25 protein-coding genes and 1 riboswitch are annotated in these 23,898 nt (G+C 41.5%); of the genes, 3 read left to right on the top strand and 22 right to left on the bottom strand.

The features are described 5' to 3' along the window. Nucleotides 1–22: 22 nt before the first annotated feature. The 7 genes from splA to papB form a co-directional block, all read right to left on the bottom strand. Nucleotides 23–262, bottom strand: a complete 240-nt coding sequence (gene splA, locus FB592_RS08260) for a splAB operon transcriptional regulator SplA (protein WP_072174297.1) — start codon at nucleotides 260–262, stop codon at nucleotides 23–25. A 90-nt stretch (nucleotides 263–352) separates the two neighbouring features. Beyond that, nucleotides 353–2,065, bottom strand: a complete 1,713-nt coding sequence (gene ptsP, locus FB592_RS08255) for a phosphoenolpyruvate--protein phosphotransferase (protein ID WP_003218638.1) — start codon at nucleotides 2,063–2,065, stop codon at nucleotides 353–355. Beyond that, nucleotides 2,065–2,331, bottom strand: coding sequence for a phosphocarrier protein HPr (locus FB592_RS08250; protein WP_003154654.1), 267 nt, complete (start codon nucleotides 2,329–2,331; stop codon nucleotides 2,065–2,067). Before FB592_RS08250 ends, ptsP begins: the two co-directional genes overlap by 1 nt. Before the next feature lie 97 nt (nucleotides 2,332–2,428). After that, nucleotides 2,429–4,528 carry a PTS glucose transporter subunit IIABC gene (gene ptsG, locus FB592_RS08245; protein WP_003244661.1) on the bottom strand — a complete coding sequence of 700 codons (2,100 nt, stop codon included), beginning with the start codon at nucleotides 4,526–4,528 and terminating at the stop codon, nucleotides 2,429–2,431. Nucleotides 4,529–4,756: 228 nt separating this feature from the next. Further along, a complete protein-coding gene (gene glcT, locus FB592_RS08240) occupies nucleotides 4,757–5,623 on the bottom strand; it encodes a glucose PTS transporter transcription antiterminator GlcT (protein ID WP_003218635.1) in 867 nt (288 codons plus the stop codon). A 62-nt stretch (nucleotides 5,624–5,685) separates the two neighbouring features. Then, nucleotides 5,686–6,651, bottom strand: a complete 966-nt coding sequence (locus tag FB592_RS08235) for a LacI family DNA-binding transcriptional regulator (RefSeq protein ID WP_141949439.1) — start codon at nucleotides 6,649–6,651, stop codon at nucleotides 5,686–5,688. Between the two features lie 282 nt (nucleotides 6,652–6,933). Continuing rightward, nucleotides 6,934–8,028, bottom strand: a complete 1,095-nt coding sequence (papB, locus tag FB592_RS08230) for a di/tri-peptidase (RefSeq protein ID WP_015252203.1) — start codon at nucleotides 8,026–8,028, stop codon at nucleotides 6,934–6,936. A gap of 165 nt (nucleotides 8,029–8,193) precedes the next feature. Here papB and FB592_RS08225 point away from each other — a divergent pair, with 165 nt between their 5' ends. Further along, on the top strand, nucleotides 8,194–8,397 hold the full coding sequence (locus FB592_RS08225; protein ID WP_014476643.1) for a hypothetical protein: 204 nt from the start codon (nucleotides 8,194–8,196) through the stop codon (nucleotides 8,395–8,397). Nucleotides 8,398–8,435: 38 nt separating this feature from the next. Here the strand turns inward: FB592_RS08225 and pfeT are convergent, their stop codons facing one another. The 5 genes from pfeT to FB592_RS08200 form a co-directional block, all read right to left on the bottom strand. Then, nucleotides 8,436–10,349 carry a metal-transporting ATPase PfeT gene (gene pfeT, locus FB592_RS08220; RefSeq protein ID WP_141949438.1) on the bottom strand — a complete coding sequence of 638 codons (1,914 nt, stop codon included), beginning with the start codon at nucleotides 10,347–10,349 and terminating at the stop codon, nucleotides 8,436–8,438. A 235-nt stretch (nucleotides 10,350–10,584) separates the two neighbouring features. Continuing rightward, nucleotides 10,585–11,082: a sporulation thiol-disulfide oxidoreductase StoA gene (gene stoA, locus FB592_RS08215; protein WP_141949437.1), complete on the bottom strand. Its 498-nt coding sequence runs from the start codon at nucleotides 11,080–11,082 to the stop codon at nucleotides 10,585–10,587. 50 nt (nucleotides 11,083–11,132) lie between these two features. Next, the gene (gene ykvU, locus FB592_RS08210) at nucleotides 11,133–12,470 is read right to left on the bottom strand and encodes a sporulation protein YkvU (RefSeq protein WP_014476640.1); all 1,338 of its coding nucleotides are present in this window, start codon (nucleotides 12,468–12,470) and stop codon (nucleotides 11,133–11,135) included. 117 nt (nucleotides 12,471–12,587) lie between these two features. Continuing rightward, nucleotides 12,588–13,214, bottom strand: coding sequence for a cell wall hydrolase (locus tag FB592_RS08205; protein WP_003232442.1), 627 nt, complete (start codon nucleotides 13,212–13,214; stop codon nucleotides 12,588–12,590). A 298-nt stretch (nucleotides 13,215–13,512) separates the two neighbouring features. Further along, nucleotides 13,513–13,707, bottom strand: coding sequence for a hypothetical protein (locus FB592_RS08200; RefSeq protein WP_003218622.1), 195 nt, complete (start codon nucleotides 13,705–13,707; stop codon nucleotides 13,513–13,515). Nucleotides 13,708–13,872: 165 nt separating this feature from the next. Between FB592_RS08200 and FB592_RS08195 the strand changes: the two genes are divergently transcribed. Beyond that, nucleotides 13,873–14,058: a YkvS family protein gene (locus FB592_RS08195; RefSeq protein ID WP_003232446.1), complete on the top strand. Its 186-nt coding sequence runs from the start codon at nucleotides 13,873–13,875 to the stop codon at nucleotides 14,056–14,058. Between the two features lie 119 nt (nucleotides 14,059–14,177). Here FB592_RS08195 and FB592_RS08190 read toward each other — a convergent pair whose 3' ends face one another. The 5 genes from FB592_RS08190 to FB592_RS08170 all read right to left on the bottom strand — a co-directional run bounded on the left by FB592_RS08190 (nucleotide 14,178) and on the right by FB592_RS08170 (nucleotide 18,894). After that, the gene (locus tag FB592_RS08190; protein WP_069703526.1) at nucleotides 14,178–14,468 is read right to left on the bottom strand and encodes a YkvR family protein; all 291 of its coding nucleotides are present in this window, start codon (nucleotides 14,466–14,468) and stop codon (nucleotides 14,178–14,180) included. Between the two features lie 725 nt (nucleotides 14,469–15,193). Next, nucleotides 15,194–16,129: a glycosyl hydrolase family 18 protein gene (locus FB592_RS08185; protein ID WP_049139829.1), complete on the bottom strand. Its 936-nt coding sequence runs from the start codon at nucleotides 16,127–16,129 to the stop codon at nucleotides 15,194–15,196. A 96-nt stretch (nucleotides 16,130–16,225) separates the two neighbouring features. Next, nucleotides 16,226–16,453 carry a LysM peptidoglycan-binding domain-containing protein gene (locus FB592_RS08180; RefSeq protein ID WP_017695061.1) on the bottom strand — a complete coding sequence of 76 codons (228 nt, stop codon included), beginning with the start codon at nucleotides 16,451–16,453 and terminating at the stop codon, nucleotides 16,226–16,228. A 15-nt stretch (nucleotides 16,454–16,468) separates the two neighbouring features. After that, a complete protein-coding gene (gene ykvP, locus FB592_RS08175; protein WP_141949436.1) occupies nucleotides 16,469–17,668 on the bottom strand; it encodes a spore protein YkvP in 1,200 nt (399 codons plus the stop codon). Between the two features lie 479 nt (nucleotides 17,669–18,147). Next, nucleotides 18,148–18,894, bottom strand: a complete 747-nt coding sequence (locus tag FB592_RS08170; RefSeq protein ID WP_003245309.1) for an SDR family NAD(P)-dependent oxidoreductase — start codon at nucleotides 18,892–18,894, stop codon at nucleotides 18,148–18,150. Nucleotides 18,895–19,062: 168 nt separating this feature from the next. On the opposite strand from FB592_RS08170, the gene FB592_RS08165 reads away from it, so the two are divergent. Beyond that, complete coding sequence (locus FB592_RS08165; RefSeq protein WP_038829004.1) at nucleotides 19,063–19,422, top strand: winged helix-turn-helix transcriptional regulator; 360 nt, start codon at nucleotides 19,063–19,065, stop codon at nucleotides 19,420–19,422. Between the two features lie 479 nt (nucleotides 19,423–19,901). Here the strand turns inward: FB592_RS08165 and queF are convergent, their stop codons facing one another. The 5 genes from queF to FB592_RS08140 form a co-directional block, all read right to left on the bottom strand. Next, entirely contained in the window at nucleotides 19,902–20,399 is a 498-nt protein-coding gene (gene queF / locus FB592_RS08160; RefSeq protein WP_003218613.1) for a preQ(1) synthase, read from the bottom strand. A gap of 17 nt (nucleotides 20,400–20,416) precedes the next feature. Continuing rightward, complete coding sequence (gene queE, locus FB592_RS08155) at nucleotides 20,417–21,148, bottom strand: 7-carboxy-7-deazaguanine synthase QueE (RefSeq protein WP_003232460.1); 732 nt, start codon at nucleotides 21,146–21,148, stop codon at nucleotides 20,417–20,419. Next, nucleotides 21,141–21,590, bottom strand: a complete 450-nt coding sequence (gene queD, locus FB592_RS08150; RefSeq protein ID WP_128740296.1) for a 6-carboxytetrahydropterin synthase QueD — start codon at nucleotides 21,588–21,590, stop codon at nucleotides 21,141–21,143. Before queD ends, queE begins: the two co-directional genes overlap by 8 nt. Continuing rightward, complete coding sequence (gene queC, locus FB592_RS08145; protein ID WP_141949435.1) at nucleotides 21,583–22,242, bottom strand: 7-cyano-7-deazaguanine synthase QueC; 660 nt, start codon at nucleotides 22,240–22,242, stop codon at nucleotides 21,583–21,585. Before queC ends, queD begins: the two co-directional genes overlap by 8 nt. Nucleotides 22,243–22,371: 129 nt before the next feature. After that, nucleotides 22,372–22,416, bottom strand: a riboswitch (PreQ1 riboswitch). A 136-nt stretch (nucleotides 22,417–22,552) separates the two neighbouring features. After that, on the bottom strand, nucleotides 22,553–23,596 hold the full coding sequence (locus FB592_RS08140; RefSeq protein WP_024572589.1) for a YkvI family membrane protein: 1,044 nt from the start codon (nucleotides 23,594–23,596) through the stop codon (nucleotides 22,553–22,555). Nucleotides 23,597–23,898 lie beyond the last annotated feature (302 nt).

Raw genomic sequence — 23,898 nt, 5'->3', positions numbered from 1 at the left:
ATGAGTTGTAATGATTTCCTTGTTACTCATACGGATCAATATCAAAGAGTTCTTTGTAAAGCGATTTAGCTTCTTCATAGCTTGCAAACACAGCATCGTCCTCTGCGAACGGATGATAGGTTTCATAAATAAACAGGGAAAGCTCGCCTTCATGGTATGGATGGTGCACAATTTTGGCTTCCTTTATGTGGGCTACATTGGCGGCGTGCGGATTTCTGTAGATCACATAAACAGTATCTCCTGCGTTAAATTGGTTTGACATACTATCCCTCCTAGCCATGTTATTGTGTCCTTCTATACCCTTACTTATGAAAAAAACCAGACAGGCCGGAGGCCGTCTGGTTTTTGTACATTACTTGAAGGTTTCTTTTACGAACGCGACAACTTCTTCTGTCGTGCTCATAGATAAGATTTTCTCTTTGAATGACTCAGCTTCTTGTTTAGACAATTTGCTGATCTGTGTTCTTGCCGGAAGAATAGACGTTGCGCTCATTGAGAACTCATCTAAGCCTAAGCCGAGAAGGATTGGAATCGCAATCTCGTCTCCTGCCATTTCTCCACACATGCCAACCCATTTTCCTTCTTTGTGTGCTGCTTCAATTACCAGTGTAATTAAGCGAAGGATTGCCGGGTTGTATGGCTGATACAGGTAAGATACACGTTCATTCATACGGTCAGCTGCCATTGTGTATTGGATCAAGTCGTTTGTTCCGATACTGAAGAAATCAACCTCTTTAGCAAACTGATCAGCGATGACTGCAGTTGACGGAATCTCAACCATCATTCCGACTTCAATATCGTCAGATACAGCCTGTCCCGCTTTTACGAGCTTTTCTTTCTCTTCAAGAAGGATCGCTTTTGCTTCTTTGAATTCGTTAACTGTCGCAATCATAGGGAACATGATTTTCAAGTTTCCGTATGTACTTGCACGAAGCAGCGCGCGAAGCTGTGTTCTGAAGATTTCTTGCTCTTCAAGGCAAAGACGAATCGCTCTATATCCCAGGAACGGGTTCATTTCTTTAGGAAGCTGCAGGTAAGGAAGCTCTTTGTCTCCGCCGATATCAAGTGTACGCACGACGACTGATTTTCCTTCCATACGCTCAAGAACCGTTTTGTAAGCATCAAACTGCTCATCTTCTGTAGGCAGCTGATCTCTTCCCATGTAAAGGAATTCTGTACGGTAAAGGCCAACTGCTTCTCCGCCGTTTTCAAGAACACCTTTTACATCATCAGGAGTACCGATGTTCGCTGCAAGCTCTACATGATGTCCGTCTTTTGAGACAGTCGGTTCATTGACAAGCTTCGCCCACTCAGCTTTTTGAGCCAAATAAGCATTATGTTTTTCTTCATACTCTTTTACAGTTTCCGCAGATGGGTCAATAATGACATCGCCATTGATACCGTCAACGATAACAGTCACGCCGTTTTGGATCGTGCCTGTAGCCGCTTTCGTTCCAACAACTGCTGGAATCTCAAGAGAACGTGCCATGATGGCAGAGTGAGATGTGCGTCCGCCGATATCAGTAGTGAATCCTTTTACGAACTCACGGTTTAATTGGGCTGTGTCAGACGGTGTTAAGTCTTCAGCGACAATAATAACCTCTTCTGAGATCATGCTTGGGTTTGGAATTTCGACGCCAAGCAGGTGGCCGGTTACGCGTTTTGTTACATCGCGGATATCTGCCGCACGCTCTTTCATATATTCGTTGTCCATAGATTCAAACATGGTAACGAACATAGAAGACGTTTCTTTTAAAGCGAATTCAGCGTTCACTGAATCAGTGCTGATTTTTTCTTTCACAGGGTTCAGAAGCTCAGGGTCACTGAGAACTAAAAGGTGAGCAGAAAAAATATCAGCTTTATCCTGACCCAGTTCTTTCAAAGCGTGCTCTTTGATTTTTTCGAGCTCTTCTTTTGAACGTGCAATCGCTTCATCAAAACGGCTTACTTCCGCTTCAGAATCAGAGATGTTTTTCTTTTCAACCGTTAAATCTGGCTCTTCAAGCCGGTATGCTTTTGCAATCGCGATGCCGGCTGAAGCACCAATCCCTTTTAATTCTTGCATTACTCGCCGAGTCCTTCGCTTTTCATTGTTTCTTCTAAAGCGTTAAGAGCATCGTTTTCGTCAGCTCCGGAAGCAGAGATTGTGATCTCAGCGCCTTTAGCGATACCTAAAGACATAACACCCATAATAGATTTAAGGTTAACTGTTTTGCCGTTATATTCTAAATTAACGTCAGCGTCGTATTTGCTAGCAGTTTGTACAAGAACTGTCGCAGGACGAGCATGGATTCCAGAATCTGCAGTTACTTTAAATGTTTTTTGTGCCATTTTTATCATTCTCCTTTTAACTTAAAGCTTTATTACTTCACAATATTATATCATACAACCGTACTTGTCATCTGACAAGCACGGCGTACTAACACCCTTATTTTTCAATCTTCACAATATCTTCTTGTTCTCTGTTGACTGAACCGCTTGCTTTAATGCTGACTGTTTCTCCTTCAGCAAGGTTTGTAAATACAATCGGTGTCATGAGAGATGGTACATTCGGTTTGACTGCATCCAGATCAACTTCAAGAAGTTTTTGTCCAGGCTCAACGCGGTCTCCTTCTGATACGAAAGACGTAAATCCTTCGCCCTTCAGGCTGACGGTATCAATACCAAAGTGGATTAAAATTTCTCTTCCGCCGTCGGATTGCAGGCCGATCGCATGTTTCGTCGGGAACACATTGAGAATTTTTCCACGAACCGGTGATACGACAATTCCTTCAGAAGGGAGAATCGCAAAACCGTCACCCATCATTTTCCCTGAGAAGACTTGGTCAGGAACATCCGTAATCGGGTGAATTTCCCCGGTAATCGGAGAAACGAAAACTTCCTCGCCGATTTCATTTTGCAGCGGTTCTGCAATCACTTCCTCAACCTGCTGGCCTACTTCCTCTTGAGCAGATGTTTTCGGCTCAGGTCTAGGCTTGCGTCCCGCAATAATGTCTTGCATTTGCGTTTTTAACCCGTCAGAACGCGGTCCGAAAATAGCCTGAATGTTGTTGCCGACTTCCAGCACTCCGGAAGCGCCAAGCTGTTTCAGACGGTCTTTATCAACCTTTTTCTGATCGTTTACAGTCACACGCAGACGAGTGATACAAGCATCAAGGTGTTTGATGTTTTCCTGGTCACCCATTGCCTGCAGAATCTCATAAGGAAGATCCCCTGCTTCACCAGTTTTCCCAGGTGCTGCTGTTTCTTCCGCAGCATCCTCGCGTCCAGGTGTTTTCAGATTAAATTTGCGGATGGCAAATCGGAATCCGAAGTAGTAAATGACCGCTAACCCTAAGCCGACAGGGATGACTAGCCACCATGCCGTCCGGTTCGGTAAAATACCGAATAGGAAGTAGTCAATTAAACCGCCGGAAAATGTCATACCAATCTTAACATTCAACAGCTGCATGACCATGAATGAAAGTCCCGCAAACAAACAGTGAATCGCAAACAGGACTGGAGCAACGAATAAGAAAGAAAATTCCAATGGCTCTGTGATCCCCGTTAAGAAGGATGTCAAGGCCGCTGAACCCATAATACCTGCAACAAGTTTTTTGTTTTGCGGTTTTGCTTCATGATAAATGGCAAGCGCCGCAGCAGGCAGACCGAACATCATAAATGGATATTTACCTGTCATGAACGTACCTGCCGTTAACTGTACACCGTCTTTAATCTGCGCCATAAAGATACGCTGATCCCCGCGGATGATTTCTCCTGCTGCACTCTTATAGCTGAAGAATTCATACCAGAACGGCGAATAGAAAATGTGGTGCAATCCGAATGGGATAAGCGAACGTTCAATCACCCCGAAGATAAATGCAGCAAGGGTTGGATTCGCTTCCACTAATCCTGTTGAAAAGGCATTCAATCCATGCTGGATCGGAGGCCAGATCACTAACATAATAAGACCCAGAATCAGTGCAGAAATTGACGTTACAATTGGAACGAAACGTTTACCCGCAAAGAAACCAAGGTATTGCGGCAGTTCAATTGTGTAAAATCTGTTAAACAATAATGCAGCTAACACACCGACGATAATACCGCCGAACACCCCTGTCGCCAAGGTAGGTATACCAAGCATGTTTACATATGCAGGATGGTTTTCCGTAAAGAACTTGGCTCTTTCAACTGAATCCGAAGGAATGGTTCCGTTTGCAAGAAGAACCGCACTCATGGATACATTCATTACAAGATAACCGATAATTGCTGCAATCCCTGCAACTCCATCACCGTTGGCAAGCCCGATGGCTACACCTACTGCGAAAAGAAGCGGAAGGTTATCGAAAACAATCTGCCCAGCGCTTTCCATCACACCTGCTACAAGCTGAACATTGTCATTGCTCAAGAAATGCAGGACCTGAATCATGTCCTTATTTTGCATCGCATTCCCGATCGCAAGCAAAATACCCGCAGCCGGAAGGATCGCAACTGGAAGCATAAGCGCACGCCCAATTTTTTGAAGAACGCCGAATAATGCTTTAAACATAAGAATTGACCTCCTCTTTTTACTAGTCTGACCTTACAGCTAAAAATCATGACAACGAATTCACAGGCGTAAGTCTTCCAGTTTAACCGTTTACATTTGCCCTTTTACACAACAAAAAGGCATGAGCAAAATTGGGTGCGCAAAAGAACGAGAATGAACTTCCCGTTTTTTTCCCTCAATCACTCATGCCTGATCGAATCAGTAACACGTTATAAGGATAAACTGAATTTATGAAATTTTATTGGTTAATCGGTACAGATGAAGCGTCAGATAAACCGCTTCCGCCTCATGAACTGGTTTCTTCAATGTTTGCTGCAAGATTTTAATCAATTTCCAAGCTGTATTGTAGCATAGCGGATATTCATTTTTCAATAACAACATTAATTTTTCTGGTTCTTTAGTCGGTTCTTCTTTTTTAATTCTTTCTATTGTAAATCTGATATGCCTGATCAGCCGCAAATAGTTGACACTTTCCTTATTTACTTTCATTTGAAATGAGTCTTCAATCACCTCGACAAGCTGCGCCATGAGCTGAGAGTGCTGATTGACCTCGGACAGCGGACGGTTTGTCAACGCTGAATGGATATGCAGAGCGATAAAACCAATCTCCCCTTCCGGAAGGCAGATTCCCGCTTTTTCATTGATCATATCTATGACTTCTTTGGCAATTTGGTACTCCTCAGGATATAGTGACTGAGTCTCCATTAGAAATGGATTTTTCATATCAAATCCCTGCTGCTGCCTTTTGATCGCAAATGCGATATGGTCTGTCAACGCAATGTGAATATGTTCATTTAATGAGTGATTAGTCCTATTGCTTATGTGATAGATGACATCGTTTGAAATATCAACGAGCTTTTCATCAACATAGTCAAGGAGCTTTTTAAACTGCTTTTGTTCCTTCTCGTCTTTTAAAATGAACATTTTATCGTAGCCTTTATCTTCAATGACATCATCTTGTTTTTTTCCGAAACCAATACCTTTTCCGATTAAAACGACTTCGCTGTATTTATGATGAGAAGCAATTAATACATTATTATTCAGTACCTTTTTCACTGTGAAGGACCCATTCACGATCCTCAGCTCCTTTGTCATTCAATACCTCATATCGTACATAACGAACGGAATGCACGTCAAACCTTTTTTCAATGCATTCACTAAACAGTCGATCTTTCGATGAGACGGTAATCCAGAACTTTCCTTTCAATCGGCTGTCCTTGAATTCTTTTTTCCAGTATGGCAAATGCCTGCTTTCCCATTTCCCTTGTCTGAATATCGATCGTTGTGATTCCAAGCGCTTGGCTGATTTCGTGGTTATCAACGCTTAAGATTGCAAGCTCATCCGGTACTGACACCCGCTGGTTCTTTGCTTCAAGAAAAAGCCCTGCTGAGACTTGGTCATTGGCAACAAAAATAGCCGTCGGCTTTTCCTTCCACGTATTCCATTTATGAAAAAGCGCCTTCCCATCATTGATTGTAATCGCTTTCTCAATTACCCAGTCTTCACGAAATGCCTCACCGATCTCTTCCAATGCCTCTTTGTAGGCTTTGATTCGAAAATGACTGTTCATGCCTTTTTTTCTTGCCAAACAGATGGCTATTTTTTTGTGCCCTTTGGCAATTAAATAGTCCAAGCCGTTCCGAAATGCTTCTCGATGAGGAATGCTGATGGTTGGGAAGCGGGCATTATCTGAATTCTGGCAAAGCAAAATCGGGCCCTCCCATTCCATGAGTTTCTCATCAGCAAGCGCCTTTGAGCAAAAAATCAGGCCGTCAACCTGGCGCTGCTTTAATTGGGACAGCGCAAAGATTTCTTTTTGTACCTCATAGTTTGTTTGGAATAAAGAGAGGTGAACCCCGGATTCCGCGGCTGCGTCGGCTATTCCTGCAATCAGCTCTGCAAAATATGGCAGATTAACCGTCGGCAAGACAACACCAATCATGTTTGAAAATCCTTTCGACAAATGTACAGCGTGAATATTTCTCGTGTACTCCAATGATTCCATTGCCTCAAACACTCTTTTTCGTTTGTCTTCACTGACGTATGGATGATTGTTTATGACTCGGGAAACCGTTGTAACAGAGACACCGGCTTTCTCTGCAATGTCTTTAATATTAGCCATAGATTCCCTTCTTTCTAAATCCCCTTGATCTGGAATGCGTTTCATACAATATGATATGGACGTACCAGATATCTTTTTGTGTTTTTAGCTGAAAGGAGAAGATCACATGGGTTTCTTCATTTTAATTGGGTTATGTCTCACTGTTCTCGGTGGCAGCTGTCTTGCTGTAAAACCTCTCAACCAAAAACATGAAATTAAACCCTTTCGAACATTTGATGATTTTTTTATTTAATGCAGATAAAAAAGGACGATGTCGAGAACAAAGTCCTTTTTTATTTCTTATTACGGCAGTATGATTAATTCCTTTGGATATTGGGTCAGAGCAACTGCCCCGTCCTTTGTTACGTGAACGTCATCCTCAATGCGCACGCCGCCGATTTCAGGCACATAAATCCCCGGTTCGATCGTGTAGACCATGCCTTCCTGCAGCAGTGTATCGTTGGCCTGGCTCATTGATGGATACTCATGGACAGAAATTCCGAGTCCATGCCCAAGCCGGTGAGGAAAATAGTCACCGTATCCCGCTTTTTCAATGATTCCGCGGGCGGTTAAGTCCAGATCTCCGATTCTCACACCGGGTTTGCTTGCCTCAATCGCGGCTTTTTCCGCTTGAAGTACAGTCTCGTAAATGGCCTCCTGCTTCGGATTGATGGTTTTGTAAGCAAACGTTCTTGTAATATCAGAGCAATAGCCGTCAAGAATAACACCGAGATCAAATAATACAAAATCACCTTTCTTCAACGTGGCTGTACCAGGATTTCCATGTGGCTGGCCTGATTTTTCTCCGAATAAAACCATTGTAGAGAAAGACATGCCCTGAATTCCTTTTTTCTTCAGCTCATACTCAATTTGAGCGAGCACTTCCACTTCACTGATGCCTTCACGCAAAGCGGCTGTGCCGACTTCAACACCGTAATCCGCAAGCTTTGCCGCCTCTTTCAGCAAACGAATCTCATTGTCTTCTTTAATCAGGCGAAATTGATTGAGTGTTTCTTCTGCTGAAACAAATTGAGCCCCGCCAGTCGCATGCTTCAGCTGTTCTGCACGTGATAGCGAGATTGAATCCTTTTCTACCGCAAGCGTATGTATGCTGATATTTCGCTTTTTCAAGGCCTTCTCTATCAGCTCCCACGGATTTTCGTGATCCGCATAGCCAATGATTTCATGATTCCAGCCTGCGTTGCGGGCCTGTCCTGCTTCCATTCCTGGACAAACAAAGAAAGGCTCCTCTTCTTGAAAAACAAATAACCCCATTAATCTTTCATGCGGCTCTGTGTAAAAACCGGTTAAGTAAAAAACATTTTCTTTTGTATGAATAAATGCGGCAGTATGCCCCGCTTCCTTCAGCCATGAAGAGACGCGTTGTATTCTATTCACTTCTTGTTCCTCCCTGCCATTTGCAATGCATTGTTCTGTCTTCCATTGTAACAGGTTTTACCGGTGTTTGCCTTTCACGACGCCTTCATTTTCTAATGCATTTTATTTCCTGCTCCTCTTCCTGTATACTGACAGTAACGTTCAATCGCAGGGGGGTTGTTCCGTTTGCTGATGAATTTTTTCAGACGAAAAGCAGTTATGCTCTTAACGGTTTTGGGAATTTCCGCTCCTTTTATCGGGATGAAGATGGTGGGCTTTTATTATTACAGCTCTATCATAGGCTGTGCAGCGGGTTTCCTTTGCTGCATCCTCGCTCTCATCCTGGTTATGAAAAGATCTGATAAAGACAAAAATGAAGGGAAAGCTTGATACATAAAAAGCCAGCAGCCTGATTAGGGCTGCTGGTTTTATTTTAGGAGTCTTAAACCGTTTAGTATGACCAAAATCGTGCTGCCCTCATGACCAATCACGCCAAATGGCAATTCCATCACCTGCAAAAAGTTTGCACAAATCAGCAGGCAGATTACAGCTAGAGAAAACACGATATTTTGTTTGATGATCCTGTTCATTTTCCGAGACAAGCGGCACATGTTTACGAGCTTTTTCAAATCGTTTTTCATGAGGACCATATCAGCGGTCTCAAGTGCTACATCTGTTCCGCCGCCCATCGCAATGCCGACATCCGCCGCTTTGAGTGCCGGCGCATCATTGATTCCGTCACCCACCATTGCAATCGTTCCGAATTCTTCTTTTAACCGTTTGATTTCATTCACTTTTTGGTCAGGCAGGCATTCTGCTACGACAGTTGTCATGCCGGCTTCCTTGGCAATCGCTTGAGCCGTGTCTTCGTGATCTCCTGTCAGCATGGCCGTTTTAATCCCAAGTCGGTTCAGTTCTTCCATGACCTCTTTTGCTTCAGGCCTGATTTGGTCCTTCAGTGCGATACAGCCTGCTATTTGATCATCCTTTTTCACAAATACAATTGTATGACCGCTTTGAATGACATCTGATGCTGTTTGTTTCAAAAATTGTGCTGCCATTTCCTCGCCGATAAAACCTGCTTTACCGACCTTCCATTTCGCACCCGACACTTCTGCCATAACGCCAAACCCTGAGGTTTCTTCTATAGATATGTAGCCAGACTGATTCACGCCGCGGCTTTCAGCGTACGCCGTTATGGCTTGGGCGAGCGGATGGCTTGATTGCATTTCGATGGCATAGACAGCCTCAAGAACTTCCGCTTCACTGAATCCTTCTGCTATTCTAATCGTCTCTACGGCAGGCTGGCCTTTTGTTACAGTGCCGGTTTTATCAAAGGCGATCATTTGCACTGAGCCCAGCTGTTCAAGAAAGACGCTTCCTTTCACAAGCATGCCGTTGCGGGCGCCATTTGAAATCAGGGACAGCGCCGCCGGCATAATAGAGGCGACAAGCGCACAAGGTGACGCGACAACCATAAACACCATTGCGCGGTAGAAGGTTTCACTCCAGCTCCAGCCCAGCGCAAAGTGCGGGACGAATAAAAGGAGCGCCACCGCAATTAGCACACCTTTCACATAAGCATTTTCAAATCGTTCGATGAAAGCCTGCGCGGGTGAAACACTATTTTGCGCTGATTCAACCAGTTTGATAATTTTTCTGAATAACGAATCTTCATTTGCTTTCGTGACACGGACAGTCAAGGAGCCATTGCGATTCACCGTTCCTGTGAATACAGTGTCGCCTGTGTTTTTTTCTACAGGCATTGATTCACCTGTTAAAGCCGACTCGTCAAGACTTGTCGAGCCCGATTCAATGATACCGTCTGCCGCTACGCGTTCTCCAGGTTTGATCACGATCATATCACCGGCCTGCAAGTCTGAAACCGGAACTCTTTTGGTTTCACCATTGACCATCAATGTCGCTTCTTCAGGCTCAAGCTGCATTAAAGACGTTAAATCTCTGCTGCTTTTATTCATCGTGTATGTTTCTAAAGCTCCGCTTAAGGAAAAAATAAATATTAAAATAGCACCCTCTGCCCAGTATCCGATCAAGGCGGAACCAACGGCAGCGAAAATCATTAAAAGTTCTACATTCAGCGTTTTGGATTCGAGTGTTTCTTCGATTCCTTCCTTTGCTTTAGCAAATCCGCCGATCACAAAAGCCAGCAAGAAAAGTATTATGGATAATACCTGATATCCGGATAAGAGCCAGCCTGCCAAAATAAGAGCGCCTGATACAAGTGCTGCAATAAGCTCCGCGTGCTGTGCCCAGTTTTTTTCCCTCTTGTCTGTTTTCAATGGCTCGTGCGAGTCGCGTTGAACGATAACTTGTTCATTCATATCGAATTCTCCTCTCTAATTGAGAACGTAAATCATCTTCATTTCTCTTATAAAAACAAAATCGCTGCCCAAAAGGCAGCTTTATCGTCAGTTATTTCTTGATGTCTTCCTTTATTATAGCACGCACGAAGAGAATTTCAATTATAATTATTTTAATTTCTTTTTGATAATAATTATCATTAATGTTTATTCGCTTCTTCTCTATATGAAAAAAGCTGAGAGTCTATGCTCTCAGCTATTCTTCCGTCCATCCCTTCAGTTGTTCCGCTGTCATCGGGCCAATTTTTGTTTTTTCAATTTCTCCCTTTTCATTCAGCAAAAATGATGTTGGGATCGTAATGATATGATACTCCTTCATCAATTCCCCTTTTGAGTCAAGGACAATCGGGAACGTCAGCTTGTTTGCTTTAATAAAATCTTCAACGACTTGCTGATTTTGTTCCGAATTCACTAAATTCACCGTTACCAGCTTTACACTGTCGGATGGATGGGCATCATAAAACGATTGAAACTGGGGAAGCTCCTTTTTGCAGGGCGGACACCATGACGTCCAAAAATGGAGAATTGTTTTTTGCCCTTTATTCGGAATCGAGATGTCCTCCCCTTCTATCGTTTTCATAAGAAAAACAGCGGGAACAGCAGGCTGTTTTTCCTCAGCTTGTGCCGCACATGGAAACCATGCAATCAACCCTAATAACATAATGTATATAGTAAGCAAGCGCTTCGTCAACATGGAATCTTCCTTTCATGCTTTTCAATTAGCTTGCCCCTGCTGTTCCTTTATCATCCTTCAATTCGCGGCGTTCTGGTCCCACCCGTAAGAAATACGGATACCTTCAATGCTTTGCAGATCGTGGCATAGTGCAAGCTCGTCAAAAGAATCATGCCAGTGTTCATTCCAAGGATAATCCCGAGCATTTGCAGATTCTCCATTGATCCCAGTACATACATCATACTTAGCGCAACGATATGGCTCCATACATTGTGATAAAAAGCCTCTTTCACAAAACCCATCCCGATTAAGCACGCCTGCAGCGGCATGACAAACAGATGAAAGAGAAAGTAAGGCCACAACAGCTGCAGGTAATACTGCGCTTCAGGAGAGTGAAAAAACAAATGCGTGAGAGGTCCCGCAAACTGGAACATGACCCAGACGGCAGGTATACCGTAACCTAATGTAATGAAAATCGACTGCTTCAGTCTTTTTAACACGATGTCATACTGAGAAAGCGCATAAGCTTCCGAAATACTCGGTATCATGACGACCATTAACGAATGGGCAATAAAAGCAGGGAACGACCCTATCGTCACAGCCACTCCTGCCAGCATTCCGTATTGATCGATCGCCGCTGTCCCGGCAACGCCCGCAGCCAAAAGAGCTCCTTTTACTAAAAAGGGTTCAATTGCATTGACAACCGCATGAAAAATACGCAGTCCTGTTGTAGGAATTGAAACAGCAAGCAGTCTTTTCCTTACATCCTTTCCGCGCAAATGAATGTGCTGCTGGCCGGATAACGCCCGCCTTGCCATGATAAATTGTGAATATAAGTAAACAAGCACGACCACATCACTCACGACTAGAACAAACAAGGAAATCAGCACAGCCATGTCCAATTCAAATGAGTACCATTGAAAAAAGAGGAATAAGCACAAGAGCTGGATGATTTTTTTCAGCACATTGGCAATTGCGATCTTCCCCATTTTCTGCACACCCATAAAGTAGCCCCTGGCGATTGAAGTAAAGGCGACAACAGGAATTAAGCCGATGACAATCCCTTTAATAAACGGGTGGTATGTATCAAATACCGGAATAAACGGAAGCGCAATACTAGCGGCGACAGTAGAAAAAGCAGTAAAAATGGCTGTCATTCTGAAAGCGTGCCTCAGCATGCTTTCATGAAGCTTAGGATTTGACTCGGCAATGAATTTAGAAATGGATATCGGCAGTTCCAGGCTCGCGATGACAATAATTAAAAAGATCGTGGGCAAAATACTCATGTAAAGCCCCATCCCATGCTCGCCAAGCTCCCGCGCCAAAATCATATTGACGACAAATTCAAGGCATTCAGCGAAAAAGGCGGCAATGGATAAAAGAATGATCCCTTTCACAAATCGATTCATGATGTCTCTCCTTGTCTCTTGTACTACCAACATCATATGAGACAAGTTCAAAAATTATTTTATTTTTACTCTTTATATGAAAAAAAGCACAGCTGAGACAAATTGTCTCTTCTATGCTTAGACGGCAAAAACGTGTCTGCCGATTTTTTCTACGATTTTTCTTGAACGAATCCAATTATCTGACGCTGTTTTCGGATTATAAAAGAATATGGCATCTGTTTCTCTATTTTTTGAGGACAGCGCTTCTTCGGCAGCTTCAATCGATTCTTTATCAGGCTTTTGGTTAATGCTCCCGTTTGCGACCGGTTCAAAGGCGTTTTTCTGATAAATAACTCCTCTTATCGTATCAGGAAAACCTTTTTTCTCCGTTCTGTTCAGTACAACGCTTGCTACAGCGACCTTGCCTTTATATGATTCTCCTTTGGCCTCTGCGTGAACGAGACGGGACAGCAACTCTTTTTCAGACTGTGTATATGTTTCTTTCTCATCATTTGTTTTGTCCGGTTTATCTTTCTCTTTCTTTTCAGTGTGTGCTGATAGCTTAATCGGTTTTATTTTCTTGTCCTTATCAGCAGACAGTGAAGGGAAAGATTCATTCGTATTTCGATCTATATGTGTAAGCCATTTCGCTTCTTCATGTTTTGTCTTCTTTGCGCTCAGTAGTGAAGCTTGTGTATGCTCAATTTTGGCTGCAGGCATGAAACAAAGAAGAAAAACAGCCAGAGCAGTGAATTTCGTGGTCATACAGTTTCCTCCTTAAAGTGCTCCAAAAAACACTTCATAACCTTAACAAGAGATCCATTCATTTTCACGGAAAAAGATTTTCCAACTCTCCCAAGGAGGTATCAAGATGGAATAAAGAGGATGACTCACTGCTTAATGGCAAAAAAACAGTCTGAAATTCTATAAATATTGTCAAATTAAAACATGTTTATCCATCTTTGACACTTTACATTTTATTTACGCCTGTTACAGACAGCTGTAATAAAAGGCTTGTATTCTGTCATATATGATAAAAAGGCTTCTCACGTATGAGAAACCTTCAGCTTCTTGGCTGTTCTAAGTATTGAAAGATAACATCTCCGCCTTGCTGGGCAATTCCTCGGAAATGTTTAAAATCATCTTGTTTAGATAACACGGCCCTGAAATCAAGAAAATGCTCTTTCTGGACTCTCAGTTCGTTTATGGCGCCGGTGCGCAGCTGTTCAATCATTTCTGTTATTTCTTCGGGACGCAACGAAAATTCCCCCCTTTTCTTTCTATTGACGAAAATCAATATATCATCTTTATAGCGACAGAACAATTCATAAGGGAGATAAAACTCCTTATCGCTTTACTTCTCAATGAAAATACTGCAAAATACTTTCAAAAGGCATTATTATGTTTAAAGGAGAGGAAGCTTGTGAAAATCGCTAAGGTTGGGAATGTCATTGAATTTAAAAACGGATTAACCGGTGTTGTTGAAAAAGTAAATGAGAATTCTGTTATCGTTGATGTGACGATCATGGATAACTATCGGGATCTTGAGTTAGATTCATTGACAGTTGTTAATCATAAAAATTATAAGATCATCAGAGACTCCTATTAAAACCTCCTTATTTCCACATTTATTCAAAAACTGCAAGACGGACAATTTAACACCTTACATATGAAATTCGCTTTCTCAAAAGCTGCCGGCCGGCAGCTTTTTTACATAAAAAACACCGATCATGAATCGGCGTTTTTGTCTATTTCCGTTATTTCTATATAGAACTCGCTGACGGCCCCTGGTTCGTACAGGTTGGTCAATGATGTTGAATAATTTGTCATTTCCCCCCGGAAGGCAAGACCGCGTTCCGGAACCTCGACATTAAACGTTTTTTCATACAACAGGACAGCGATATCATGGTAAGTCTCACTCGTAACGTTTAAGGTAAATGCAATTTTTCGCTTCGGCTCGCTCTCCTCTTGATATGCAGTCATTTCTAACGTTACATTGTTTAACCGCAATGTCTTCACTTCATATCACTCCTTTATAGTCCATGCATCTTAGCATACCTTAGCGTATGTTTACAATGAATCTGTTCTTAACGGTTATATGAACCAATTCATTCGAAAAGATACCTTTACAAACATACGTTCGTTAAATTATAATAAAACAGACGAGCTGTCATCCAGCATCCCGTCTTTTCATTAGAAAGCGGCGAGTGGAATTCCCCCCGGATTCGCTCGTCTTTTTTATGTAAAAACCCCCTCATTTCTAAGGAGAAACTATATGGTCGATTATCAACAAGTCATGTTTCACCATGCGTACCTTGGCACCTTGAATTTCCCCATCCTTTAATGAGAGCGGTCAATCAATTCTCATCATGTTTTTTTAGATAAACCAGCATCCATTCAGGAAGTATATGAGTGTATGTTTTTAAAGTTCTAGTTATTCGTGCGCTTCCATATCGATCCTGAACAATTCTGAATGAAATGCTATAATCCTGCTATCAAGTAGCATGTGTATGACTTAAATCATGGAAGCAGAATAAATTCAACATATCCGTAAAATGCGTACTATAACATAAGTTTGAATGTGAATTTCAAGCCCAATGTAATGCCTCGTATAGAACATTTCGGGAGAAGGGCCTATGGAATGCCCTCACTGTTTTACCCGCACCCGTAATAAACTCCTTTCAGTATGTCCATTTAGAGATTCATTGCCATTATCTTCGAATTTTTTTCTGAACTATAAATCATTATATATTTTTAAACACTGTATTCCAGACTGACACATCTTCTTGTCCAAGACTCCAACTGCCAAGACCTTTCAGATTATATTTTTGAGCGAGTTTTATTTTTGCTCTGAGTGACTGTTCATTTTCAAACCATAATGTATATGTTCCCGAAGGCAACGGCCCCTTGTTATTGTGATTGACAGTAAAAATAGCTTTTGGAGATTGACTCTTGGTGTCAAAAATAATTGTCCCGCTATGCCTTTTTACTAAGGAGTCAACAAGGTAAAGGGGAATGGCTTGAGAGGCAGATTGGCCTTCCATCCAGCAGCGGCCATAGAATGGCAATCCTAAAACTAGTTTTTGAGGAGAGATTTTTTGGGTCAGAACATATTGAATGGACTTTTCCACCCATCCTACACTTGCGGTAGGCCCAGCAAGGCGGCTTTCATCATAGGCCATAACCATAAGATAATCTGCATATTTAGCTAAATACTCGTAATCATATGATCCGTGCCAGCCCTTCGTCCAGCCAAAAGGATTTGCCGCCACTGCAACTGATACTTCTTTATGTCTAGGAATACTTTTCCTTACTAATCTAATAAAATCTGTAAATAGATTCCGATCTTTTTCTGTAAGGTTTTCTATATCGATATTAACTCCGTCCAAATCCAGTTCTTCTATTGCATGAGAAATTTGTTTAGCTAAAAGAACTCGGTTCATTAATGCAAATCGTCCCAATTCCTGATCCCAATGATTGCTTAGAAAAGGAACTACTTTTAATTTTCTTCTATGAAGAGCTTTAATCACATCGGGATTAGCTGAACGGAGAAGTAATGATCCATCTTTTCTGATATAGAAAAAATCAGGAGACACAACATTTAATACTCCGTTCGTTTGATCAACGTGTTGAATAAAATCCCATCCTAATCCAGAATAGAAATAGCTCATTTGAAACATCTCATAACCCCTTCATCCCCAAAAATATCAAGTTCCCCACAAATAAAAAAATGAGGATTGTCATTTCAATTTGATTCGTTTCCGAAACCTCAAAGATTACCTTTCTCTTATCTTTATAATTTGTCCAGGATAAATTCTGTCTGAAGAAAGCTTATTAAGATTCATAAGTTGTTGTACCGGAATTTTAAAGGATTTGGCAATCGTCCATAATGTATCGCCGGATTCCACATGATACACTTCGTATGTTACGGGAAATTCCATATAACGAGGCGTTCTTTTTACTTTATTCGCTTGATTTCTTATTTTAGGTATTTTCCCCTTCATTCATATTACTCTCCTTTAGAATAATTTGTTATTAATATTTCTAAACAGTTTCTCTCTAATCTTAATGATTTGTCCAGCATATATTTGATCTGATTTGAAATGATTAAGCTCCATGAGTTGCTGCAGGGAAACATTATACTTCCTGGAAATTATTGATAATGTTTCACCGGGAGTAACATGATGGATCACGTATTTTTCTTTAAGAACATCTACATAATGAATGGTTTCCCCTAAGTTTCTTATAATTCCTCTGCTTTTTAGCACCTCAAGCATTCTCTCGGCTCTATGCCGATAGGAATCATTCTTTACAGCCTTTTTACCGTTTATCTGAATCTTTTTTCTCTCGCTATCATGATTCAAATAGTATTTAACCTTTTCCAATGTTTCTTTTGGGGAGGAAGAAACGATGAGATCGCGGCCAGGTTTGAATTTACCTCGAACTGCTGGTGTATCCGATGTCAATAAAAACCCCCCGGAACCAAGAATCTCATAGGTGCGTTGCGTAAGTTGGCTTTCACAGTTTTGCAAACCGATAACGACTTTTGCTGAACTGTAAACTTTATATGCTTCAGTATAATCAAGGTATCCATGGATCCAATTGGGGGGAATTTCTCTTCCTATATATTTACTCATTTTTTCCCAGTTTCTCCCCCAAAAATCAATGCGAATACCCTTCCGTATAAGAGGACGAATAAGCGTTTTTAAAGAGGACGAACGGAACACTTCCGGATGTTCTTCAAGAAAATTAGGGTAAGCATTAGCCACCACTGCTATATCACAACTGTATTTTGCTAATGGTTTAATCTGGTGATGTATACTTTCGTGAAATGCAAAGTCTAAGTGAGCTGCTTTAATCCCCATGCTTTCATAAGTTTTACACAGAGAAGGCGTAACCGTGAAAACAAAATCCGGTTTCATCTTTTTAATTAACGGGATAGTAAAGTTTTGAGTGTGTAGCGGGTCTTCAGTTGCCCAATAAACGAGAGGGATATTCACCTTTTTAGTAGCGTTGCGAATCCAGGCCTGCTTTTCCCTTGAATGCTCTGGTGTCCATCCCATAGATACTATTAGATCTGGTTTAAATTCGTCTATCATTTCAGTGATATTTTCCCGACTTACAGGACCGGAAATCATTACGGTATGTCCTGCTTCCCTAAACCCATTCGGTAAACCATAGAGCCACATGGGATGACTCTCAAGGAAAAGAATTTTCACACATTTCCATCCTCTCTTTCACTTTTTAATGTCTACTTTATTGGTATGTATATGTAATATAACTTGTCGCGGTACTAGTCTATAAAAAACGTTCAGGTGTGAGATCACGAGATAGCTTGTGTGGGATGCCCCACAAAAAAAGAAAGCAACCTACAACATATTTTCCTATGTGGTTATTCAGGACATAAGGATTCCTTTAAATATTTTTAAAAGTATTAGAATACAAGGACAGGGATATTATTTTTTATTAAAAGTCAAGAGCCCCCGTTACTTTAAGTACATTTATTCACAAAGTAATCTTTTTTACAGGTCATTTAGTGGTAGCCCAGGAAAATGCGAATTTACAATGTTAAGCAAATTCAAACATAAAAAAGTCGAATTCCCTGTCCTTTAAGGAAAACGACTTTTTTATACGACTTCTTCAAGTAAATCCCCATCAACCTTTTTTGGGGACTATTTGTAATCTCTGCGCAGGGAAATTATACCTGTGCTAGCCCGCCATCTACGAACAATTCAACACCCGTCAAGTAACTGCTTTCGTCTGAAGCAAGGAAAGATACAGCGTTTGCTACTTCTTCAGGTGTCCCAACTTTTCCAGCTGGAACAGTATTTCTGCTATTTTCCAGTACCTCTTCAAGTGCATCACCAAAAAGCTCATCGTAGGCAGGTGTAAGAATACCTCCTGGACTAACCACATTTACACGGATTTCAGTACCTTTTAGGTCAAGAATCCAGTTGCGAACTAGTGCTCTTAATGCTGCTTTAGATGCTCCATATACACTAAACGCTGGGTTGCCAATTGATCCAGCAGTAGAGCCCGTTACAATAATAGAACCTACTTTGTCTGGGAATAGTGATAATGCTTTTTGAACAGTAAAGATGGTTCCTTTAACGTTAATGTCGAACGTTCTATCAACCTGCTCTTCAGTAATTTCACCTAATGGAAGGAAGTTGCCGATGCCTGCATTAGCAAAAAGAATGTCCAACTTACCTTTTTCCTGCTTTATAATGTCATATAGTTTGTCTAAGTCTTCAAGCTTAGAAATATCACCTTGAACACCGGTTACGTTCTTGCCAATTTGGTTAACAGCTTTATCAAGTTCGTTTTGTCTACGTCCCGTGATATAAACATATGCACCTTCGTTTACAAATTTTTGTGCTGTAGCAAGACCAATCCCACTTGTTCCACCCGTTACAAGCGCTATTTTACCTTCAAATTTACCCATACTTAACACTCCTTTAGAATTAATTTTATTTTATGTCTAGTACCTTTAAGTACTTGAAGAACAACTTACAAGATATAGTATCCTTCAGTAAGCACATTATCGGAAGTACCCACTTTTTTGTGATATAGTAACTAAAAAGTAATAAATGTGGAATGGAGAGCTTTAGACATGAAAAAAAAATTTAGTTGTGGGTTTGAAGTGACAAAGGAAGTTATTGGCGGAAAATGGAAAGGCCTTGTATTATACTTTTTAATGAATGGACCAAAGAGAACGAGTGAATTAAACCGCATTATCCCAAATATAACTCAGAAAATGCTGATTCAAACACTTAGAGAGCTTGAAGCCAGTGGACTTGTGAGCAGAAAGATGTATAACCAAGTACCGCCGAAGGTTGAATATTCATCCACTGAACTTGGAGAATCTCTTAAACCTATCTTGCAGGAGCTCTGTCAATGGGGAGGCTATTATGCGGAGCAAGAGTATGCAGAAGGTGAATATGAAATTGTACAACCAGAACAACTAAGTTAGGATTGATGTAGCTGCTGAAGTAAATGCTAAACAACTTCAATACCATCACCTAACAGATGAAGAACAGTCAGAAATAAATGAGATATTCAATTTTGAAAGTGAAGTTCTAATAAGAAGTGTCATGGATTATATTCAGGAGAACTTTGATGAAATTCAAAAAAGAGCTGTTTCAAATGTTAAAGAGAAGATTCAGAAACTTAGCCAAAAAATAATGAAGATATTGATAATAATATTTAATGCCTATGATCTCTAGATAGGCATTTTTTCTTTCAGATAAAAAAGAAAAGACGTACAAATTGTACGCCTTAATCTGCTTCTGTACTATCAATTTTTCACTGCATAAAAGTCACAGTTCAGGTTGCACCTCAGGTCACACTCCGGTCACTTCGGGTCACATTTCCGCTGAAAATTAACGCTGCATGTTCGGATTTTACTGTGACTCCACTTCGTTTCACACTCCGTATCACACAACGGAATAATTAACGGTTATCAATCGTCTCCGGATACAAATCATGATTCATCATGCGGTATTCGGCCATTTTCTCATACTTCGTGCCAGGTTTTCCGTAGTTTGTGTACGGGTCAATGGAAATTCCGCCTCTTGGCGTGAATTTGCCCCATACTTCAATGTAGCGCGGGTCCATTAATTCGATCAAGTCATTCATGATGATGTTCATGCAGTCCTCGTGAAAGTCACCATGGTTTCTGAAGCTGAATAGATACAGCTTTAATGATTTGCTTTCAACCATTTTTTCATCAGGAATGTAGCTGATGTAGATTGTCGCAAAGTCAGGCTGCCCTGTTTTAGGACATAAAGATGTGAATTCCGGACAATTGAATTTTACAAAGTAGTCACGGTTTACATGTTTGTTAGGGAAGGATTCCAGCACGTCCGGTGCATATTCGAACAAATAATTTGTACCTTGGTTGCCTAGCAATGTTACACCTTCTAATTCTGATTCTTTTCTTGTCGTCATGTTCATCTTCCTTTCTATTATACTCCGCGTTTGTTACCCCATAACAGGGTGTGCAGCTGCGGGAGCACTCTGACGAGATTCAGCTCCGCATCGACAGCTACCTTATCAACAAGCGCTTCATATTTCCCAAGCAAATGTGCAATCAGTGACTGATCATCTGTCGTATGCACGTCATCATTTCCGACTTGTAAATAAAACGGGATTCCCGGATACCGCTTGTGCACAGTTTTGGCAAATTCCAGATCTTCATCATTAAAGATGACAACCTTCAAGCTGACAGCATGCTGTCTATCATTCTCTTGAAGTGAAGTTAAAATGTGGTCAAGCTTTTGAAAGTTCGTTACCATTTTTGAGCTTGGCGGTTTTGGAGAAATTGTCAGGTCATCAATCAGCGTAAACCAATCCTGATAAACGGTCCCTTGAGTTTCAAGCGCTGCACGGATGTTATTTTCCTTCAGCAGTTCAATAAAAGCATCCAGCTGTTTTAACAGAGCCGGGTTACCGCCTGAGATCGTCACATGAGAAAACGCGTCTCCCCCAATGTCCTTAAGCTCCGCAAAAATCTCCTCCGCCGTCATCCAGCGAATATCTTTTTTAGCAGACCCGTCCCAAGTGAAAGCGGAGTCACACCAGCTGCAGGAATAATCGCAGCCGGCTGTCCGGACGAACATCGTTTTCTGTCCGATCACCATGCCTTCTCCTTGAATCGTCGGGCCGAAAATTTCTAATACAGGAATTCCTTTAGCCATTCAAACCACCCTTTTTCGGACGGTAGACACAGTAGCTTGTCGGTGTTTCACGGACAAACACCTGTACACAGGTCGGCTTATTCTCCAAAGAGTCTAAATAAGCCTGTACGTTATCATAAATCGTTTTCGCCACGACTTCAGTTGTCGGCAGCGAATACCGGTCGTCCTGAGAAAAATCTTCATGATCATTTAATAGCGTGTGATCATAGTTTCCGTGCACCAGTTTTTTGAGTACGCTGAAATTGACAAGAAAGCCTGAATCGTCAAGTTCGTCGCCGGCAACGGTTATATTTACGGTATACGTATGTCCGTGAACCCTGCTGCACGCTCCCGCACTTTCCCGAGGGATAAAATGAGCGGCTGAGATATGCATGTCCTTATTTAGTTCAAACGAATAAGGATGCTGGGCCTGCGGATAAATTTGAGATAACAATTTATGCACGCTCTCCTTTCATCATCATATATTCTTCATAACCTTTTGAACGAAGGTGACATGCCGGACATTCGCCGCAGCCGTCTGCGATGATGCCGTTATAGCATGTCAGTGTGTTGTTTTTCACAAAATCCAGCGCGCCAAGCTCATCTGCAAGCTTCCACGTTTCCGCCTTATTGAGCCACATGAGAGGCGTGTGGATCACAAACGGCTTCTCCATTGCCAGATTTACCGTGACATTGCAAGATTTCACGAATTCGTCACGACAGTCAGGATAACCACTGAAGTCTGTCTCGCAAACTCCTGTAATAATGTGGCGCGCGCCAATTTGGTAAGCCAGGATAGACGCAAAGGATAAGAATACCAAATTGCGGCCTGGAACGAATGTGGATGGCAGTGCGCCGTCTTTTACTTCTATCTCAATATCATTTCTAGTCAGGGCATTCGGTGCAAGCTGATTTAAAAGTGACATATCAAGCAAATGATTTTTCACACCAAGCTTTTCCGCAATGGATTTTGCCACTTCAATTTCCTGAGAATGTCGCTGATTATAATGAAAAGTCACCGTTTCGACTTCTTCGAATTCTTTTAAGGCCCACAGTAAGCATGTTGTGCTGTCTTGGCCGCCGCTAAATACGACAATTGCTTTTTCTTTTTTCATGATTCCTCTCCTTCTCCGCAATAAAAACGCCGGCGAGAGACATCGCTACAGCTAATTCACGCAAAAAAACACCTTTTTTCGGAAGGTGCTCTAGAAAAACATAAAAAAGGCCGTATCCAAGGATACAGCTCGTCCTTAGTTTTTTATAGAGGGTGTAGCTAGAACCTCTCCCGCATATCGCACGGATTTTCTTCAATTTTTTCACTTCTGCTATCTTACCATAATGATGTTTTTCTTGACAATAAAAAAGTCAGTCCCCGGTTCCTAGATCAATTATCGCTCTATAGTGACGGTTCGTTTCATTATATATTTATAAACTGCGCCGCCGAGGAGCTTTTTTGCATAGCAAAGCGCCTATGAAGGCCAGGCTCACATAGCCAAACAAGGGATAAATCGTTGAAATAAGCTTGCCATACCCTATTTGGCTCGTAATATAAGCCGTGATCATAATGGCCGCAAAGATATATTTGCTTTTCACTGGAAGAAAGCTTTGCACTTGTTTTTCTAATCCATATAGATTACCGATAACTGATGTGAACACTTCTCCGAAAATAATGAGTAAATAAATCAAATGGACAGAACGTGCAAAGAGATAAACCACTTGCGCCATCGGTATATCATATAAAAATACATCCGGAAGAGTCGACAAAGACAGAAAACTCGCGGACAGCACAATCGTCAGCATCGTCCCTCCGATTAAAGCGCCTTTTTTGATCACTTTCTCCGAGGACATTTCATTCGCCAGCGGAACCAAAACTGCTTGGGCAAGCGATAAATTCAAAGCCCCGTAAGAAACAGCTGATAACAGCCAATCCCAGCGATGCGGCCAGACCCACTGAGCTGCGTTTCGTGATTCGCTGAATATAAAAGAGTCGGCCACCACAATCATTGAAAAGATGATTAAAAGGGGAACAACAAACACATTGACACCGAAAATGCCTTTTACTCCTCTAGTCATCACAATTAAGCTCAGACCGATTGTAATGAGCATCCCAATCTGAGCGGACATCCCCAGCTGTTCCTCAAAAAGCGCCCCTGCCCCTGAAAGCATAACAGATGTAACTCCAAGGAGAACAAACAGCATAAATACATTGATAATCCGCCCAGCCGTCGCCCCGAATAAAAATATGTTCATTTCTTGATATGACTTGGCATTGATTCGCTTTGAAATGATCATCAGCTTGGCCCCCAGTAACGTAAACATTCCGCCGCTGACGAGAATGCCGAATAAACCGAACCAGCCGAACTTCAGAAAAAACTCAACAATTTCCCTCCCAGTCGCAAATCCAGCTCCGACTACTGTGCCGACATACACAAAAGCAAGCTGACTTGCAGACCCTTTTGATTGTTCCATTTCTTCCCTCCGAACGAACCGCAGTTTTGTCCATATATGCCTTTTTATAACCTATGAGACAAGTTCCTTGAAAAGACGAAGAAAACATGTTTTACTTTGTAACAAATCAAAAATTTTTTGTGCATAAGACTTGAAAGTCAAAGATGGTCAGAGTATACTATTAATCAAAGTTGGTCAAACAAACCGGCCTTTTTTAAAAATCAATTGGTCAAATATAGTCAAATATTCAGTCTGCTTTGAGCATATTGGTTTGAATGCCGTTAAGTTTGCCGTATACTAATAGTCAAAGAAGGTCAAATCCA

Origin of the sequence: Bacillus sp. SJZ110 (assembly GCF_006715455.1) — a bacterium.
GTDB classification, from domain to species: Bacteria; Bacillota; Bacilli; order Bacillales; family Bacillaceae; genus Bacillus; species Bacillus subtilis.
This window is presented reverse-complemented; position numbering and strand designations above follow the sequence as displayed.

Excerpts from the sequence above, each read along its gene's own strand:
- queC (WP_141949435.1), bottom strand. The coding sequence starts at position 22,242 with ATGAAAAAAGAAAAAGCAATTGTCGTATTTAGCGGCGGCCAAGACAGC.
- ykvU (WP_014476640.1), bottom strand. The coding sequence starts at position 12,470 with ATGAATCGATTTGTGAAAGGGATCATTCTTTTATCCATTGCCGCCTTT.
- splA (WP_072174297.1), bottom strand. The coding sequence starts at position 262 with ATGTCAAACCAATTTAACGCAGGAGATACTGTTTATGTGATCTACAGA.
- FB592_RS08165 (WP_038829004.1), top strand. The coding sequence starts at position 19,063 with ATGAAAAAAAAATTTAGTTGTGGGTTTGAAGTGACAAAGGAAGTTATT.
- queF (WP_003218613.1), bottom strand. The coding sequence starts at position 20,399 with ATGACGACAAGAAAAGAATCAGAATTAGAAGGTGTAACATTGCTAGGC.
- ptsP (WP_003218638.1), bottom strand. The coding sequence starts at position 2,065 with ATGCAAGAATTAAAAGGGATTGGTGCTTCAGCCGGCATCGCGATTGCA.
- stoA (WP_141949437.1), bottom strand. The coding sequence starts at position 11,082 with ATGTTGACGAAGCGCTTGCTTACTATATACATTATGTTATTAGGGTTG.
- queE (WP_003232460.1), bottom strand. The coding sequence starts at position 21,148 with ATGGCTAAAGGAATTCCTGTATTAGAAATTTTCGGCCCGACGATTCAA.
- glcT (WP_003218635.1), bottom strand. The coding sequence starts at position 5,623 with ATGACAAAGGAGCTGAGGATCGTGAATGGGTCCTTCACAGTGAAAAAG.
- FB592_RS08185 (WP_049139829.1), bottom strand. The coding sequence starts at position 16,129 with ATGTTTCAAATGAGCTATTTCTATTCTGGATTAGGATGGGATTTTATT.
- pfeT (WP_141949438.1), bottom strand. The coding sequence starts at position 10,349 with ATGAATGAACAAGTTATCGTTCAACGCGACTCGCACGAGCCATTGAAA.
- FB592_RS08205 (WP_003232442.1), bottom strand. The coding sequence starts at position 13,214 with ATGACCACGAAATTCACTGCTCTGGCTGTTTTTCTTCTTTGTTTCATG.
- ptsG (WP_003244661.1), bottom strand. The coding sequence starts at position 4,528 with ATGTTTAAAGCATTATTCGGCGTTCTTCAAAAAATTGGGCGTGCGCTT.
- FB592_RS08235 (WP_141949439.1), bottom strand. The coding sequence starts at position 6,651 with ATGGCTAATATTAAAGACATTGCAGAGAAAGCCGGTGTCTCTGTTACA.
- FB592_RS08140 (WP_024572589.1), bottom strand. The coding sequence starts at position 23,596 with ATGGAACAATCAAAAGGGTCTGCAAGTCAGCTTGCTTTTGTGTATGTC.
- FB592_RS08180 (WP_017695061.1), bottom strand. The coding sequence starts at position 16,453 with ATGAAGGGGAAAATACCTAAAATAAGAAATCAAGCGAATAAAGTAAAA.
- FB592_RS08170 (WP_003245309.1), bottom strand. The coding sequence starts at position 18,894 with ATGGGTAAATTTGAAGGTAAAATAGCGCTTGTAACGGGTGGAACAAGT.
- FB592_RS08250 (WP_003154654.1), bottom strand. The coding sequence starts at position 2,331 with ATGGCACAAAAAACATTTAAAGTAACTGCAGATTCTGGAATCCATGCT.